The sequence below is a fragment of the Methanospirillum hungatei genome (assembly GCF_019263745.1).
Lineage (GTDB): Archaea > Halobacteriota > Methanomicrobia > Methanomicrobiales > Methanospirillaceae > Methanospirillum > Methanospirillum purgamenti.
Window position 1 is genome coordinate 1,819,455 of the sequence record NZ_CP077107.1, and the last position, 16,126, is coordinate 1,835,580.

General features: G+C 43.6%; 17 protein-coding genes. 10 read left to right on the forward strand and 7 right to left on the reverse strand.

The genetic code is table 11. The features are described 5' to 3' along the window. Positions 1–7 precede the first annotated feature (7 nt). From KSK55_RS08750 to KSK55_RS08760, 3 genes are read left to right on the forward strand one after another with little or no spacing between them, the layout of a single operon-like run. The gene (locus KSK55_RS08750; protein ID WP_214420084.1) at positions 8–568 is read left to right on the forward strand and encodes a DUF655 domain-containing protein; all 561 of its coding nucleotides are present in this window, start codon (positions 8–10) and stop codon (positions 566–568) included. Next, positions 565–1,335 carry a 16S rRNA (adenine(1518)-N(6)/adenine(1519)-N(6))-dimethyltransferase RsmA gene (gene rsmA, locus KSK55_RS08755; RefSeq protein WP_218606622.1) on the forward strand — a complete coding sequence of 257 codons (771 nt, stop codon included), beginning with the start codon at positions 565–567 and terminating at the stop codon, positions 1,333–1,335. Before KSK55_RS08750 ends, rsmA begins: the two co-directional genes overlap by 4 nt. Continuing rightward, positions 1,295–1,876, forward strand: coding sequence for a HemK2/MTQ2 family protein methyltransferase (locus KSK55_RS08760; RefSeq protein WP_256663964.1), 582 nt, complete (start codon positions 1,295–1,297; stop codon positions 1,874–1,876). Before rsmA ends, KSK55_RS08760 begins: the two co-directional genes overlap by 41 nt. Before the next feature lie 14 nt (positions 1,877–1,890). On the opposite strand, the gene hxlB is transcribed toward KSK55_RS08760, so the two are convergent. From hxlB to KSK55_RS08775, 3 genes are all read right to left on the reverse strand, one after another. Next, entirely contained in the window at positions 1,891–2,523 is a 633-nt protein-coding gene (gene hxlB, locus KSK55_RS08765) for a 6-phospho-3-hexuloisomerase (RefSeq protein ID WP_250545211.1), read from the reverse strand. A gap of 48 nt (positions 2,524–2,571) precedes the next feature. Next, on the reverse strand, positions 2,572–4,059 hold the full coding sequence (gene purH / locus KSK55_RS08770) for a bifunctional phosphoribosylaminoimidazolecarboxamide formyltransferase/IMP cyclohydrolase (RefSeq protein ID WP_218606623.1): 1,488 nt from the start codon (positions 4,057–4,059) through the stop codon (positions 2,572–2,574). 87 nt (positions 4,060–4,146) lie between these two features. After that, on the reverse strand, positions 4,147–5,202 hold the full coding sequence (locus KSK55_RS08775) for a DUF3821 domain-containing protein (RefSeq protein WP_218606624.1): 1,056 nt from the start codon (positions 5,200–5,202) through the stop codon (positions 4,147–4,149). Positions 5,203–5,238: 36 nt separating this feature from the next. Between KSK55_RS08775 and KSK55_RS08780 the strand changes: the two genes are divergently transcribed. Together KSK55_RS08780 and KSK55_RS08785 are read left to right on the forward strand one after the other, a co-directional pair. Next, complete coding sequence (locus KSK55_RS08780) at positions 5,239–6,543, forward strand: ArsB/NhaD family transporter (RefSeq protein ID WP_218606625.1); 1,305 nt, start codon at positions 5,239–5,241, stop codon at positions 6,541–6,543. A gap of 77 nt (positions 6,544–6,620) precedes the next feature. Next, on the forward strand, positions 6,621–7,001 hold the full coding sequence (locus KSK55_RS08785; RefSeq protein WP_218606626.1) for a response regulator: 381 nt from the start codon (positions 6,621–6,623) through the stop codon (positions 6,999–7,001). Positions 7,002–7,112: 111 nt separating this feature from the next. Here the strand turns inward: KSK55_RS08785 and KSK55_RS16455 are convergent, their stop codons facing one another. The 3 genes from KSK55_RS16455 to KSK55_RS08795 all read right to left on the reverse strand — a co-directional run bounded on the left by KSK55_RS16455 (position 7,113) and on the right by KSK55_RS08795 (position 7,972). Then, complete coding sequence (locus tag KSK55_RS16455) at positions 7,113–7,238, reverse strand: hypothetical protein (RefSeq protein ID WP_256663965.1); 126 nt, start codon at positions 7,236–7,238, stop codon at positions 7,113–7,115. 118 nt (positions 7,239–7,356) lie between these two features. Continuing rightward, the gene (locus tag KSK55_RS08790) at positions 7,357–7,560 is read right to left on the reverse strand and encodes a helix-turn-helix transcriptional regulator (protein ID WP_218606627.1); all 204 of its coding nucleotides are present in this window, start codon (positions 7,558–7,560) and stop codon (positions 7,357–7,359) included. Continuing rightward, complete coding sequence (locus tag KSK55_RS08795; RefSeq protein WP_214420077.1) at positions 7,550–7,972, reverse strand: DUF2178 domain-containing protein; 423 nt, start codon at positions 7,970–7,972, stop codon at positions 7,550–7,552. The genes KSK55_RS08790 and KSK55_RS08795 overlap by 11 nt, the downstream gene beginning before the upstream one ends. A gap of 111 nt (positions 7,973–8,083) precedes the next feature. Between KSK55_RS08795 and KSK55_RS08800 the strand changes: the two genes are divergently transcribed. Genes KSK55_RS08800 through KSK55_RS08815 form a run of 4 tightly spaced genes read left to right on the forward strand, consistent with a single transcriptional unit; the run spans position 8,084 to position 12,620 of the window. Next, positions 8,084–10,720, forward strand: a complete 2,637-nt coding sequence (locus KSK55_RS08800) for a PAS domain S-box protein (RefSeq protein ID WP_218606628.1) — start codon at positions 8,084–8,086, stop codon at positions 10,718–10,720. Next, positions 10,717–11,787: a sensor histidine kinase gene (locus KSK55_RS08805; RefSeq protein ID WP_218606629.1), complete on the forward strand. Its 1,071-nt coding sequence runs from the start codon at positions 10,717–10,719 to the stop codon at positions 11,785–11,787. Before KSK55_RS08800 ends, KSK55_RS08805 begins: the two co-directional genes overlap by 4 nt. Positions 11,788–11,804: 17 nt before the next feature. Further along, the gene (locus KSK55_RS08810) at positions 11,805–12,200 is read left to right on the forward strand and encodes a response regulator (protein WP_214420074.1); all 396 of its coding nucleotides are present in this window, start codon (positions 11,805–11,807) and stop codon (positions 12,198–12,200) included. Between the two features lie 45 nt (positions 12,201–12,245). Further along, complete coding sequence (locus KSK55_RS08815; protein ID WP_214420073.1) at positions 12,246–12,620, forward strand: response regulator; 375 nt, start codon at positions 12,246–12,248, stop codon at positions 12,618–12,620. 58 nt (positions 12,621–12,678) lie between these two features. Here KSK55_RS08815 and KSK55_RS08820 read toward each other — a convergent pair whose 3' ends face one another. Then, a complete protein-coding gene (locus KSK55_RS08820; RefSeq protein WP_218606630.1) occupies positions 12,679–13,959 on the reverse strand; it encodes a PKD domain-containing protein in 1,281 nt (426 codons plus the stop codon). A 121-nt stretch (positions 13,960–14,080) separates the two neighbouring features. On the opposite strand from KSK55_RS08820, the gene KSK55_RS08825 reads away from it, so the two are divergent. After that, the gene (locus tag KSK55_RS08825; RefSeq protein WP_218606631.1) at positions 14,081–16,126 is read left to right on the forward strand and encodes a M13 family metallopeptidase; all 2,046 of its coding nucleotides are present in this window, start codon (positions 14,081–14,083) and stop codon (positions 16,124–16,126) included.

A 16,126-nucleotide genomic window follows, 5' to 3' on the forward strand; every position in this document is an offset into this window, starting at 1 on the left:
GATTCTCATGAAAGAGGAGAAAAAAGAGATCAATGCAGTAGTTTTGGATATCCTCCCGAAGGGATATCCAGATGATCCAAGGCCCATGTACCGAAGGGAACCAATAGTCCAGGCGGTGGGAGTTGAGCAGTTCAAACTACTTGAACTGATTCCAAAAACCCCAAACCTCGACATTGGTGAACTCGTATATATCGGAGGGGGAGAGCGTCCAAAGATTGAGCGGGTAAAACGCCGACTCAGGTTTGATGAACTGACACACAGTGCCGTTCAGGAACTGTCTTTTGGTATCGAACGAATAGTAAAAGATCGAGAAAAGGAATTTGTAGATTTTTACAACCGTTCGATCCCGATTACCCCCAAACTCCATATGCTTCACCTGCTTCCAGGAATTGGAAAGAAGCTGATGTGGGAGATCATCGAAGAGCGGGAGAAAAAGCAGTTTGAATCATTTGCTGATATCTCTCAGCGGATTAAAACAATCCCGCATCCTGATCGGATGATACTCAACCGGATTTTGGAAGAAATTCAGGATCCGAATGTCAAATACCACCTCTTTACCTCACGATGAGAGCTTACCGGGATCAGCACTTTTTGACCGATCCTCGGATTGTCGCTCGTATTGCAGACATTCTGGACATTTCAGGAAGAATCGTTCTTGAAATAGGTCCTGGTGCTGGTATTCTGACTCAGGCACTTCTCGATCGGGGTGCCAGAGTCGTCTCTGTAGAACTTGATGCAAATCTCATTGACAAGTTATCTTCCCGATTTGCGTCAGAACTTGCGGATGGATCTCTTACCATAATTCACGGAGATGCTGTCAAGGTTCCCCTCCCGCCATTTGAAATAGTAATGGCAAATCTTCCTTACTCCATCTCTTCACCGATAACATTCCGGCTTCTTGATATCGGATTTGAAGCAGCAATCCTCATGTACCAAAAAGAGTTTGCTGATCGGATGATGGCTCACCCGGGAACTCGTGAATGTGGAAGACTTTCTATCATGCTTCAGACATATGCCAGAGCAAACAGGTGTTTTGATCTTCCACCCGGAGCATTCTCACCTCCCCCTGCAGTCAGATCAACCGTTATGTGGATTGAACCCAGGGAACCACTTTTTGCGATTGAAAACCGGCAGATATATGAAAACATTGTCCGTGAACTGTTTACACGCCGGAGGAAAACGGTTCAGTCCACCCTGAAAGCATTGGCTGGAACATATGGAAATGAAAAGATAGAAACTGTTCTTAAGGATCTTGATCCTGAGATTTTATCATCACGACCAGAGGCACTCTATCTTGAAGACTTTGCCACCATTTCAAATCGGATCAGTATCTGATCCGACGCAGGTATACCCACCAAGAGAAGATACGTTTTTTTTACTGCGTCATGCACAAAAAGAACTGAAACCTGATGATATTGTCCTTGAAGTGGGAACCGGAAGCGGGTATATTGCTGCTCACCTGGACGGTTGCTTATACGTCGTTGCAACAGACATCAATCCCCATGCAGCGATTATGGCAAAACTAAATGGGCTGAATGTTGTAAGAACAGATATTGCAGCAGGAATTTGCCGGATTTTTACTTTCGTGTTATTCAATCCCCCCTATATCCCGACACACCCAGAGGAGAAATGTGATGACTGGCTCGAATATGCCCTCGATGGAGGTTTTGACGGGAGGGAGCCATTACGCAGGTTTTTACTACAGATTCCGGAAGTGTTAACACCTGATGGCAGGATATTGGTACTTATCTCCTCATTACAGGATTTTGAGAAATGTGAAGAGTTATTTATAAAATTCGGATACTTTTTTCAGACTATTGGAAATGAGATCCTGGATGATGGTGAAGAACTCCGAATATATCATCTTCAAAAATAGATCAGGAGAATGGATTACTGCATATTGGTATACCGGTGCATAATTTCTTCAACCGTGCAGTGCTTCATTTCAATGAGGATACTAACCACAGAATCAGCAAATATCATAGCTGAAGTCTCAAATAACGTACCAAGCGGAGTACAGGTTGCTGCAATCGAACGGTGCTCGCCACGAAGCTGCCTAAGGTCAAAATGATCAGATCCAATATGACAACTCTCCTCTTCGGTACTAAGTAGCACCACACAGGAAGCGAGTTCTGTCATCGGTGATGTTTTACATCCGGTAATCAGACAGATATTTCCACCAATCTGTTTCGTCGTTTCACATGCTTCAAGGACTGATTTTGTTTTTCCTGATCCTGAAAATGCTATCAGAGTATCATTTTTATGAAATGCCGGGGTGACGGTTTCACCAACCACATATGATGTAAATCCCAGATGCATAAGGCGCATGGCAAAGGATTTCGCAACAAATCCTGACCTGCCAGCTCCCACCACAAAAATCCGTTCTGCCCGCATCAGTTCAGAGATGAAACAATCAACCTCATCCTGCTGGAGCGTCTGTGCTATCTCACCTATCCGTGAGATCATCATAAGCATGATATCCTTCAAAGGGATACATGGTTCTGCTGTGGATGGTAAAGCCATTACTAACTGCCTAATACGTGTATGGTTTTGTTGTTCATCTTCCTTTGGTCAGTGCCTGAAATACCTGACTCCGGTAAAGACCATAGCCATTTTCCTACGGTTCGCTTCATCAATAACCTCGTTATCCCGGATAGAACCACCTGGCTGAATAAGGGCAGTAGCTCCTGCTTCTGCAGCAACCTCAAGAGTATCAGAGAATGGCAAAAATGCATCAGATGCAACAACTGAACCGGACAGGGGAAACTGTGCTTTAGATATGGCAATCTTCGCACTATCCACTCTGCTCATCTGTCCGGCACCAATCCCAAGTGCACGGTTCTTATCAGCAAAAACTATTGCATTACTTTTTACGTGTTTGCACACTTTCATAGCCAGCATCATGGCAATCTCCTCATCAGCAGTCGGATCGCGGTCTGATACAACCTGCCATTCCTCACGCTGCACAGGAGTGACCTGAATAAGAGCACCTCCGTCAATTGTCCGGATCGCTTCTTTGCTGACAGGCTCAGTAATCTGTAGTAATCGGAGGTTCTCCTTTGCTTTCAAAATGTCTCTGGCTTCGGGGGAGAAGAAAGGAGCTGCCAGCACTTCAATGAAGGTTGATGCTATCTCCCTGGCAAGATCTTCGTGTACTTCACAGTTCACAGCAACGATGCCACCATATGCAGATACCGGATCAACATCACGGGCAGCTTTGTACACTGACAGTACATCCTTTCCTGTTGCGACACCACAGGGATTATTGTGTTTGACGATAACGGCAGCACACTCGTCAAACTCCCGAAGAAGACCAACAGCTGCATCAACATCCAGGTAATTATTATATGACATCGCTTTTCCCTGAAGGGGGATACTTCCACCGATTCCTGCTTCACCGTACACTGCTGCAATCTGGTGGGGATTCTCTCCATACCTAAGCATCCGGCCATGCCTGAACTGGGCTGAGTAAACCGTCGGGAGTTCCTGATCTAAGCTGTAAAGATAATTGCTGATTGCCCCATCATATGCTGCCATCCTGGCGAAAACCTTTCTGGCAAAAGTCAGGCGTTCACCTTTCGTAAATTCTTTTCCGGATGATATTGTATCTATAACGATCCGGTAATCTGCCGGATCTATGACAACCAGCACATCCTGGAAGTTTTTCGCAGCTGCACGAATCATGGCAGGTCCCCCGATATCAATAAATTCAATAAGTTCATCAAGGGGGAGTCCCTGCTTTGTCATCTCTTCAAACGGATAGAGGTTTACGACAACGAGATCAATTGGGCCGATTGCATGTTGCTGCATGACGGCATCATCAATGCCTCTACGCCCCAAAATTCCGCCATGAATTAAAGGGTGAAGAGTTTTGACCCGGCCATCCATCATTTCCGGAAATCCGGTATATTCTGATACTTCAATAAGAGGAATTCCGGCATTTGTGAGAACTTTTGCTGTACCTCCTGAACTCAGCAGTTCAATCCCGGCTGAATGCAGGCTGCGGGCAAGGTCTGTTATTCCATCCTTATTCCAGACTGAGAGGAGTGCACGTTTCATGTAGTACTAACGTGGGTCATCAGGGAATATCAGGGTACGGGTAATAGAACCATCAGAATACACGGAGGCACCGTATCTCTAAAAAAGTTAATGGAATCTTTTTCCGACAAGAATAAAAACCGCAGATAAGGATAATATGCAAACAAAAAGTCCAAGTGGTTGTTTTGGGGTTTTTTCATCAGATGTCTTTGGAGGGGAGGGGAGAGGAGGTTTTGTTGGTCGTGCGGTTACTTCTTCAACTGAACTTGTTACAATTGGTGTAATATCAATGGTTAGAACAGGAGTAGGCTCTTCGGTTGGTTCAGGTGTCGGTGATGGGGTTGGTGTAGGGGTTTCTGACTCCTCCTCCTCATCATCTGAAGATTCATTCGCTCCATTTTCTTCCTTTTCATCATCAGTTTCATCTTGTTTCTTTTCTTCAGGTTTTACTTTACTCAGGGTTATCGTCGTCTTCAGACTTGTGGTGATACCATCTCCAGGGTTTTTCTCACCAATATCATTCACCTGTATTGATGCCCACGCAGTATATTCACCTTCCGGATAGATGGTGTCATCCTTCGTTTCCCACGCTGCACCAGTGTCAAAAGGACTATAGTATACAAAAATATTTTCAAGATTATAAGACCCGGTAGGAGACTGGAGTGTAGTGTAAACGGTTTCATTCGGACCGGTAAGATTTATCCTGACAGGAACTCCTGCTGAACCAGGACGCTCACTTAACACATACATATTTGTCGATATTTTAAATGAGACTAGGTTTCCTTTTTTAATCCATTCTGGTTCATGATCAATCCCCTGTTCAACTACATCAAACTGAATCCAGGGATCTTCAACCTTAAATACTGGTTTTTTACTAACCAGCCCATACCATGTCCCCGTTTTCCCGGAAAAGAACGCAGGATCTACAAAAAAATGCCGGGCATCCATGACCTTTGCCCGTGAATCAGGTGTTCCTTCGGGTGAACCGGAACTCCAGAATGCAATTTCATCACCTGCACGGACATTACAATCAGAAATGTCAATATCATTCTCTCCAACGAACACAACGCCATCCTTTGGTACTTTTGAATCCAGGGCAAGCACCCCGGATGAGAGGATAAGCAGAGATATAATAAGAATGAGAAAAACCCTGGGACAATTCATACACTAGATTATTATATCCGGTTTTTTTAGGGTTTTGTGTACCTTGTTATTATCAGAGCAGAAGAAGAATATATTTACCCCCGGAGAGGTGCTATCACGCAGCTTGCTCTTGTTATTCTGGTTCTTGTCTTTATCCTTATTGCTGTTCGACAGGTTGGCGGGTACTCAATCCGCATATGGCAGATCATGCTTATCGGGGCAGGTGGGGTACTTTTTACTGGTCAGATATCCCTTTCTGATGCATTCCATGCAATAAATCCAGGAGTTATGTTTTTTTTACTTGGAATGTTCGTTATTGGAGAGGGGGTGAAATCCAGTGGCATACTTGAGGATTGTATCTCTTGGATCTGTCACCATGCACATTCTGGTGAAATGTTACTCGCTCTCATCATCGGGACCATGGGACTGTTATCAGCGGTGCTCATGAATGACACGATTGCTATCATCGGGGCACCACTCATCCTAACGATCGCAGATCGTTTTTTAATATCAAAACCAGGGGCCATGATCGCCCTTTGTTTTTCAGTCACAACAGGAAGTGTGTTCAGTCCTATAGGCAATCCACAAAATTATCTCATTGCTTCCTACATACCAGAACTATCACCATATTTGCTCTTTTTCATTGGTCTTTTTATTCCAACTATCCTTTCAATGGGTGTAATTTATGCAATTCTTCGTCCTCTTTTTCGAAAGGTAGAACCTGAAAACTTGGATTGTATGTTACTTATAAGTAGGATGGCGATAGACCGCTGGCCTGTTTATCTTTCATTCATTATCCTTGTGGTGGGAGTTGGTCTCCAGATCCTGGATGGGCTGCAGATATGGAAATGGTCAATTCCAATTGAGTGGATTGCATTAACTGGTGCAATCCCTGTTGTAGTATTTTCAAAAGACAAAATACGGCTTTTCAAGGATATTGATTGGTATACCCTCATCTTTTTTGCAGCTATGTTCATACTTATGCAGAGTGTTTATGACACAGGTTTTTTTCAGGATTTACTCCCGGAGACCGGAATTTCTGACGTTTTTTTTGTTATGACTGCAGGCGTTCTACTCTCACAAGTAATCTCAAATGTTCCCTTTGTAGCTCTTTTTCAGCCACTCCTGCTCTCACCAGGTGTCTCTCCATCTGTCATCCTTGCTCTTGCTGCAGGAAGTACCATTGCTGGAAATCTCACTATCCTGGGAGCAGCAAGTAATGTGATTATCATTCAGCAGGCAGAGAGGAGAGGAGTACATATTCCAATGATGCTTTTTTGCCGATATGGCATTCCGGTAACGATATGCCAGATGCTCATTTATACCGTATATATTCATTTCATCTGCCTATTTGGTTTTTAAAAAGGATTTCACGTATTGCATGGCATATATTTATAATTAGAAAATCGAAGAAACAAATCCGGACCTTTGAGACATTTATGCCCGGAATATTAGTTGTTGATGGCAAACCCACACATCGGGACTATTTGGCTGACATATTAACTAATGCCGGATATCAGGTAACCGGAAAAGCATCATCCGGTGCTGAGGCAATATCATTGTTTCATCAGAATAAGCCTGATCTCGTAACGTTGGATCTGATAATGCCGGATATGAATGGTATGGACCTTCTGAAAGTCATGAAAGGGACCAGTCCGTCAGTCTCCTTTCTCATCTGTACCTCAATTTATCATGAGATGATCCCTGATCTTGCGAAAAGAACCGGAGCTGAAGCTTTGTTTCAGAAGCCTGTTTCAGCTTCAAACCTCCTTGAAACAGTATCTGCGATCATGGGAACACCATCCCTGCAAACACAATAGAATATATCGGTAATTGATCCGGGAAGGGAACCCGGATCAAGAAAAGTTTATGGGGTGTATCCATTTCCGGATTCAGGCAGATTATTGTGCGGGGAGTGCTGGATGGGGGGTTTAAATGTATCTGCCTGAACCGGTCATGTCTCTTCTGGTTTCATTAATTCCTCTGGTGAGGACGGCATACCGGATGGGTAGGTGTGGGGCTTTACATGGAACAGCTTTGGTATCACCTCCAGTCATTTCCGTGCAGGATTGTTCCTGCGCATGTATAGTTATATTTACATTCTGTTATATCTACTTTCCTCATGGACAAGCATACTCAGCATTTTGTTATCGCTAGCACGCATCGACCATGAATTTATGAGGAATTCTCTTCAAAAATAAATATCTCTTCAATCGTAACTTGAAACCTACGGGCCATTCTAAACGCTAATTCAAGGGACGGATCATATTTTCCCTTTTCAATAGCGAGAATGGTTTGCCTGGTAACACCAACTTCCCTGGCAAGATCTTCTTGCGTTAGATCATACATCGCACGGAAAACCTTGATTTTATTCTTCATCCTCCCCTCCGGCACCAAATTTTCGCTCGTACCAGGAGATGAAGAGGATGTAGACAATTATCATCAGAAAGACAATAAACATGAGAAGGAATGAAAAACGAGCTATCTGATAAGAAAAAGGACCGAATGTATCTCCCCCGATACTAATAACCACACCTCCAAGAGCATATGAAAAAAGAGTTATTCCCATAACCTGAAGGGTTCTCAAAGATGCCTTCTCAGTGATAAGATGAGAACGTTCATCAGTAATTACATCATCCACCATCTGCCTTGAAATCCAGGCAGCAAGTACCCCAATTACTACAGCTCCGGTCATAATCAGGGGTTCAAGGTTCTCTACTGACCAGTAAAATATTCCAACCTCGAGGATTGCGATGATACCTAGGAGAAGGAAATATGTGTATTGCTTCATAATGCTTTGTAACGGATTAGTGTATCTACCCCGAATAGGATAATGATATTTGTCAATATACCAGATAAAACCCCGATCAGGCTCTTGCATATGACAAGCAGGTGGATTTGAATGGAGTCAGAACCTCCGATACAAGTATTGTTTGTAGATGATGAACCGGGCCTGCTTTCTGCGATCCGGGATTATCTGACGATCGTATATTCAATCGGAGTTGAGGTTTGTAATTCGGGTTCTGATGCCCTGACCAGAGAAGATCTGTTTGCGTTTGACTGCCTCATTATCGATTATGAAATGCCGGATATCGATGGGATTGTTCTGTTAACTGAAATCCGGTCGATGAATCAGGATATTCCGATTATTTTTTTTACCGGAAAAGGACATGAAGAAGTTGCGATACAGGCGATCAATGCAGGAGCAGATTATTACATAAAGAAAGGCGGAAATCCAGAAGAACTCTTTACGGAACTCGCGCATTATATCCATAAAGGAGTGCGAAGATATCGGGCAGAAAAGTCACTTGTTGAAAAAGAGCGCCAATATCGGGCTGTCGTCGAGGATCTCACAGAATTTGTCTGCAGATTGGATCCAGACGGTGTCATCATCTTTGTGAATTCGGCATTTCTCAATAACCTTCAGGTTCCTTATGACATTTTAAGTGGAGTAAACTTTCATTCTCTCTATCCAGATCATCAAGGAAAGATACAGGACATTATCGAGTTTTGTGACCCAGATAATCCGTCAGCAGAGATAGAATTACCATTTACCGGGGTACACGGAAAAATAATCTGGCACCAATGGACAATTCGGGTCATCTATGATAATGTATTTAATATACTGGAGATCCAGGCTGTCGGAAGAGATATTTCCAAACAACGCGAAACAGAAAGGCAAGAATCTGTTCTACGCAATCTGGGACTCTCTCTTGCAACCAGTTCATCTACTGAAGCGGCATTGAATTCATCCCTTTCTGCTGCAATTGAGATAAGTGAGTGTCAGACAGGAGCAGTATATCTTCACAACCGCATGAGTGGAAAACTCACACCCTTTCTTGAACAGGGGCCATATCGGGCAGCATTATACAGATTTTTAGAGGATTTTTTCAAAAATCAGAATGATATACTCCTTGCCCCAGGTAATCCAGTATATGTCAGCCTGACAGATCTGCACCAATATGAAACCCGATTCTCTTCATTTGCATTTATTCCGATCCTTCGTTTTGGAGATATCATGGGTTGGATTATTCTTGCATCAGACAACCTGGCAGAAATACCTTTTGAAATCAGGCATCCACTTGAGGGTGTTACATCACAGATTGGAAATGTAATTTCAAGAATTGAAGCCGAGGAAGCATTACGTGATGCACTCATTGAAAGTGAAGAGCGGTATATGCAACTCTCTGAAACATCGCCGGATGCAATCGCAATTCTCACCGATGGTACCATTGTATACCTCAATCCCGCGGCAAATGCTTTATTTGAAACCGCAAATATGGATGATTTTTTTCGAAAGCCTTTTCATGATTTGTTGGATGCAGATTTACAAAAGTGGTTTGAGGGCATCATTAAAACAAAGATTCGAGGTCAGGGTCCTTCGACCGGAGAAGGATTTCTCATGACAAAAAGTGGGAAAAGGATCTATGGGGAATTAATCACCGTGCCAATATCTCATGCAGGTGAAGATGCAATTCTCCTCCTCATTCGGGATAAAACCAGTCAGAGAATGCAGGAGCAGGCACTCATTGAGAGTGAACGCCGGTTTCGGGAGATGGCAGATCTCCTACCGGAACCACTTTTTGAGGCTGATATCCAGGGAAATCTTACTTTTTGCAACAGGGGAGTTACCGCATTATTTGGAAGAACAAATCTTCAGGATCCAAACATATGCAAGATCTACGAACTTGTATCAGAGCAGGAACATCTTCGTTTTTCAACTATTCTCAATAAGGTAGCTGCGGAACTGAAACCAATGACTGGGGATTTTATCGCCGCCGGTGATACCGATGAACCTCGAATCATTCACCTTTCTCTGGCGCCGGTTATCAAGAATGACCAGTTTTCAGGAACACGAGGTATCCTGGTAGATATTACAGAAAACAAGCGGTACCAGGAGAAACTCCATCATATGATCGAAGAGAAAGATGTTCTTTTCAGGGAGCTTCATCACCGGGTAAAAAACAACATGCAGATAATCTCCAGCATGCTCCAGCTTCAGGAGGAGTACATTTCTGATGATGTAATACTATCAGCGCTTCATGATTGTGAGCAAAGGATAAATTCAATGGCCCTTGTTCATGAAACATTATATCGGACCGAGTCACTTGCAGAAATCCCCTTTGATCATTACCTTGAAAATTTGTCCCAGGCAGTCACCGAGGGATTTGCAACCGTACGGGATATCAGAACTGATATTGATGTCGGAGGGATAAGACTCAGTCTGGACACATCGGTCACGATTGGTCTGATTGTGAATGAACTCATGGTCAATTCAATGAAATATGCTTTTGTTGATCGGCCATCAGGTGTGATCAGGATCAAACTGGCATGTAATGACGAATCCTGTTTGCTTGAATATTCTGATGATGGGGTGGGTCTTCCAGCAGGATTTGACATCGAGAAAACATCGAGCCTAGGAATGAGACTGGTACGAATTCTTGCTAGACAGATACGGGGTAAATTATTGATAGAGAATGGTGTGGGGGCAGGTATGATATGTTCAGTACAATTCCCAAAACAGGGAGGGAGAAAATGACACAGGTTCTGATCGTAGAAGATGAGGCGATCGTTGCAGAATCTATTGCATCAAAATTACGCAGATATGGATATGAAGTTGTGGACACTCTCCCGACTGGAGAAGAAGCAATTGAAGAGGCAGGAAAAAGCAGACCTGATGTAATCCTCATGGACATACACCTTGCAGGAAAAATCGATGGAATACAAGCTGCAAACCTGATATCAACTCAATATCATATTCCGGTCATTTTTCTCACGGCATATGCAGATGAACAGACAATAGCACGTGCCAAGGATTCAGGACCATTCGGATATCTGGTCAAACCATTCCGGGAACGGGATCTGCATGTTACCATAGAAATGGCACGTGAGCGATCAAGACTTGAGAATGAACTTGCGGCAGCTAACCGGGAACTTGATTCATTCAGTTACTCAGTCTCACATGATCTACGGGCGCCTCTTATTGCCATAGACGGATACTCTCGTATTCTTGAAGAAACATATGCTGGATATCTCCCACCGGATGGGATAGAATGCCTCAGCAGGATAAGGCAGGCAGCAAACCAGATGGATCATCTCATTGAGGACTTTTTACGGCTGTCACGGGTGACACGGGCGCCTATACAGATGGTTCATCTTGATATTACGAAAATGGCTACTGAAATCCTGAACCAACTCGCACTGAATGATCCTGATCGCTCTGTTCAATGGGCTGTTGATGATGGACTTATTGCATTTGGTGATAAAGGTTTATGTGAGATAGCCTTGAAAAATATCCTTGGTAATGCCTGGAAATATACAATGCGTACACAAAGTGCGCAAATCGAGGTTGGAAGCATGATGCAGGGGCAGACGAAGGTCTTTTTCGTAAAAGACAACGGAGCAGGGTTCCCACCAGAAAAATCTCATCTTCTCTTCGCCCCTCTTCAGAGACTCCATCCGTACCAGGAATTTCCCGGAAATGGGATAGGCCTTGCAACCGTCCAGAGAATTATCCACCGACATGGAGGAAGGATCTGGGCTGAAGGATCTGTAGGAGAAGGAGCAACATTTTCCTTTACTCTTCCGGAAAAACAGGATAGATAACAACGTGGAGCCAGTGAATGCCTACAATACTCATCATTGACGACGAAGAACTTGACAGAAAAGTATTACATTCTATCCTCCTTTCTGCAGGGTATGAAGTGATTGGAACAGCCAGAAGTGGTGAAGAGGGCGTTGAACTTTGTAAGACACTCAGGCCAGATCTGGTTACTATTGATCTTATGATGCCAAAGATGAACGGAATAGAAGTTCTTATCAGTCTCATGAAAGAGAATAACAAAACAAAAGCCCTGATATGCACCTCAGCACATTCTGACCCGGTTGTTGACCTTGCCATGAGACATGGGGCGAAAGGGTTTATCATCAAACCATTCCAAGCAAAATCGCTGTTATCTACAGTGAAGGAGGTTATTGGAGACCCTGATCCTGCCCGTATGAATATTTGGAATTTTTAATTTCCAACCCGGATATTACAATCATCCTCAAACAGGTTACAAAACATGGGAATACTGATTATTGATGATACTGATTTTGATCGAAATCTTCTTCGGTCAATTCTTGCTTCTGCCGGTTATGAGATTGCAGGACTTGCGAACTGTGGTGAAGAGGGAATACGCCAATATGAAGCTCTTGCACCTCAGCTTGTCATGCTGGATCTCATTATGCCGGATTTAAATGGTATTGAAGTACTCAGGCGAATCAGGGCAGAGCACCCGGATGCAAAAGTGATGATGTGTACCTCTGTTGGCGAGGAGAATATGGTTACACTTGCACGAAAAATGGGAGCCCGAGGGTATGTAGTCAAACCATATATTGCAGAAAACCTCCTGAGTGCAGTAAAAAAGATAATTGGACCTCCCGGGAAAGAATTTTAGGAAGTAATTTTAGAGGATTTTCAAACTCAGGAACAGGAAATATGGCTGGTTATCACGGTTATGGTATAGTAATGGCCTTTACTGCTGTTCCTTTTCCATGCTCGCCAGATATTGTCAGCCCAACATGATAGGTGCCAGGACCGGCATAGATGTGAACAGGATTTCGTTCCCAGGAGGTATACCCGTCACCAAAATCCCAGAAGAATACGGTGGGTGTACCTTCTGATGTTTCCCGAAATGTAATCGTTGCCGGATCATCCGGATGAGGAGTCCAGGAATATGATGCACGATATACCCTGATAACTTCAGAATCAGATGCCTGCCCGCACATATTTGACACAATATACCTGACCTGATACATACCTGGGTTTTCATACCGGTGAGAAAACGCTCCGGTCTGGTTTATCGTTGTGCCATCTCCCAGTATCCAAACACCAGACACGGGATTAGTCATTACATTACCACTCGAACGCTGGGAAAACCTGACTTCAAGGGGTGCATATCCGGATTTTGGATCAATATTGATTGATGTATCCAGTGCAGGAACAGTACCTGCAGATGCCTGTTTATTCATAAGTGACCACATCTGATTTGTTGCATCAGATGGATAGGTGATAGTTACCGCATCACGATGAACTCCGGGTAAGAATATATCCGGCTGACCTCGGTCTGCTTCTCCAGGATAAAACCGGTTCTGCTCACCTATGGGAACTGAAACCGGGTGATCATGTCTGGATATATAACCAAATCTTGCAGTATATGTGCCATCTGCATTCTGGCAGACAAATCCGGCCTCGGGTATCAACATCTCGGGATTAGGTGTTCCTGCCGGTTTTGGAGTGGTTGTTCCTTTCATTGAGGAGATTGTGTCCGGAGATTTGGATGCTGTCAGGCTGTACCTGTTTAAAATTGAGGTAACATCCTCCTGATCGATGATGTACTGCGCCCCCACCATTCGTTCTGTGTTTCCATCCCAGGAAAGAAACCGTATCATCGCAGGTTTTGAGCCGGTCGGAGACACCCCGGTGAACGTGTAGGTTTTCGGATCTGGCTTCAATTCAGATGGATAGTCCTGAAATGAATAGGTCCGGTTTGTATCATCAAACCAGAGTATTCTGACTATCCATGAGGATGGTTTGTCTGATTCAATACTATTATTTGCATCATAGGGAGAATTCCAGGATTTATCGGTAGAGAAATCCGGACCCTGCCCGGAGGTAAAAAAAAGAGATATTCCAGCAGCGATAATGAGTGATATAAGAATGATGATAAGGACGAAATGATACTGGTTATCCATTGGATCCATAACAGTTCTTACATCTTTTACACCATATGCCATGATGGCTTCCCATCAAATCCATGTTTTGCAGGAATATCACACCATGAATATAAGAAATAACCGATTTCAAAAATTTTCGCGCAAGATACATGCTGAAAAAAAACAAGAATATCTCATACCCGTGAGAATCACAGGTTTTTTTGTCCTGGTTTTCACAGGTATTTTCCTATCAGGATTCGGACATGCTGACATCGTCTCGACTGCATCACCACCAGGAATGAATCTCTCAATCGATCCTGGTGAAGACTTCTTTTCATATGCAAATTATTACTGGGTACAGGACCATCCGGTACCACCTGAGAACACCTTCTACACTGCATTTGAAGAAGTGAAAGACACCGTTGATACCCGTGTCAGAGAACTTGTTGAGGATGCTTCCCTAGACTATGGAGCTGAAGATGGAACACCCCGGCAACTTCTCGGATCCTTTTACCGGGCGGCCATGAATGACCGGCTAAATGCTGAAGTTGGTCTGACACCTGTACAGGATGATCTTGAAGAGATTGAACGTGCACAAAATAGAGCTGAGGTGAGGAGAGTTGCATCAAATTTAACTGCACGTGGGCTTGATCCTTTTTTTATTCTCTATATAGATGAAAATCCTCAAAAGAGAAAGGAGCTTATCGCAGTTATTGAGACTGGAGATTTCACCATCCGGTTTCCACCATATTATGAACTTGAATTTGATGAGGCTAAACGAGTTCAAAATGAGATGAAGAAGTACATCATCTCAACATGTACGAATCAGGGCATGGATTCTAACGCTGCTATTAACGCAGCAGATAAAATATTCCGGATTGAGCGTCGTCTTGCACGTGCTGAGATGTTACTTAACACGTCACATTCAAGTTCGCCCCAGAACCTGAGTGAAGGAACATATAATGTATCTGATCTGAACACTCTTTTTCCAGGCACCAACTGGGAAGCATTATTTGAGAGATCGGGAAGGCCTGATCTCAAAGAAGTGTACGTGATGAACCCGCACTATCTTCAGGAAGTCGGCAGAATTCTATCTACAGAACCAGTTGATGATTTGAAACTATACCTTACCTGGCGGGTATTACAATTCGCAAGCCCATTTGCTTCTCCTGATATGCAGGAGGCTTATTATCAGTTCTATGACGAAAAACTCTCTAAAAAAGAGATCACTCCACAAAAAGACAGAGTTTTTGACATTCTGAACCTGTACCTGGGAAATCCTATTGCCCATCTCTATGTTGATAAATATTTTAGTTCATCTGATAAAGCAAAAGCAGAAGATATTATCAAAAACATCAGGGAGGTAATGAGAGAGCGGGTTCTCAATCTCTCCTGGATGAGTCAGGAAACGAAGGATACGGCTCTGCTTAAAATGTCGTACCTCAAAGAACAGGCAGGGTATCCTGAAGATTGGGGGGAGTACCAGAACCTGACGATCAGAGATCAATCATATCTTGAAAATATGCTCGCGTTAACTGAATATTTCACAAACGGTAGTCTTCAGTTATCGGGAGAACCTTCTGATCCTGATGTCTGGTACGTGTCACCACATGGTGTTGAAGCTCATTATGATCTGGTTCATAACAGGATCGTTGTCCCGGCCGGTTTCTTAAATCCACCATTTTTTGATCCGTTGGTTGACGATGCATGGAATTATGGATCATTTGGTTGGGTCTACGGACACGAACTTACTCATATGATTGACATCGGAGGGCAGCAGTATAGTCCTGACGGGAAGAAAGAAAACTGGTGGACCGATGATGATGCAAATCAGTACTTCCATGCAGCATGGCCACTCATTGTCCAGGTGAATTCAACAAAGGTGCTTGACAACCTAACCTTGAACGGGACTCAGATGCTTATTGAAAGTTCAGCGGATCTCGGTGGTCTTACCCTTGCATATGATGCTTATATTCGTTCCAGACCGAATCCTGATACCCTTGATACTCCCGGATATGACGGGCTTACAGATCGGCAACGTTTTTTTGTCGCTTTTGCACAGGCACAGAGAGGAAATATTACTGATGATAACCTTCGTAACATTACCCAGACTGAAGACCACCCCTGGAATAAATTCAGAGTCAATATGATTCCATATCATCTCGAAGCTTTCTATACTGCATTTCCGGATATTAATCAAGGAGACTCGCTTTATTTGAATGAAAGTGAACGGGCACATCTCTGGTGA

What these genes read in the sequence shown, in the direction of transcription:
- KSK55_RS08750 (WP_214420084.1), top strand. Translation starts at nt 8, where the DNA reads ATGAAAGAGGAGAAAAAAGAGATCAATGCAGTAGTTTTGGATATCCTC.
- rsmA (WP_218606622.1), top strand. Translation starts at nt 565, where the DNA reads ATGAGAGCTTACCGGGATCAGCACTTTTTGACCGATCCTCGGATTGTC.
- hxlB (WP_250545211.1), bottom strand. Translation starts at nt 2,523, where the DNA reads ATGGCTTTACCATCCACAGCAGAACCATGTATCCCTTTGAAGGATATC.
- purH (WP_218606623.1), bottom strand. Translation starts at nt 4,059, where the DNA reads ATGAAACGTGCACTCCTCTCAGTCTGGAATAAGGATGGAATAACAGAC.
- KSK55_RS08775 (WP_218606624.1), bottom strand. Translation starts at nt 5,202, where the DNA reads ATGAATTGTCCCAGGGTTTTTCTCATTCTTATTATATCTCTGCTTATC.
- KSK55_RS08785 (WP_218606626.1), top strand. Translation starts at nt 6,621, where the DNA reads ATGCCCGGAATATTAGTTGTTGATGGCAAACCCACACATCGGGACTAT.
- KSK55_RS16455 (WP_256663965.1), bottom strand. Translation starts at nt 7,238, where the DNA reads ATGACTGGAGGTGATACCAAAGCTGTTCCATGTAAAGCCCCACACCTA.
- KSK55_RS08790 (WP_218606627.1), bottom strand. Translation starts at nt 7,560, where the DNA reads ATGAAGAATAAAATCAAGGTTTTCCGTGCGATGTATGATCTAACGCAA.
- KSK55_RS08795 (WP_214420077.1), bottom strand. Translation starts at nt 7,972, where the DNA reads ATGAAGCAATACACATATTTCCTTCTCCTAGGTATCATCGCAATCCTC.
- KSK55_RS08800 (WP_218606628.1), top strand. Translation starts at nt 8,084, where the DNA reads ATGGAGTCAGAACCTCCGATACAAGTATTGTTTGTAGATGATGAACCG.
- KSK55_RS08805 (WP_218606629.1), top strand. Translation starts at nt 10,717, where the DNA reads ATGACACAGGTTCTGATCGTAGAAGATGAGGCGATCGTTGCAGAATCT.
- KSK55_RS08810 (WP_214420074.1), top strand. Translation starts at nt 11,805, where the DNA reads ATGCCTACAATACTCATCATTGACGACGAAGAACTTGACAGAAAAGTA.
- KSK55_RS08815 (WP_214420073.1), top strand. Translation starts at nt 12,246, where the DNA reads ATGGGAATACTGATTATTGATGATACTGATTTTGATCGAAATCTTCTT.
- KSK55_RS08820 (WP_218606630.1), bottom strand. Translation starts at nt 13,959, where the DNA reads ATGGCATATGGTGTAAAAGATGTAAGAACTGTTATGGATCCAATGGAT.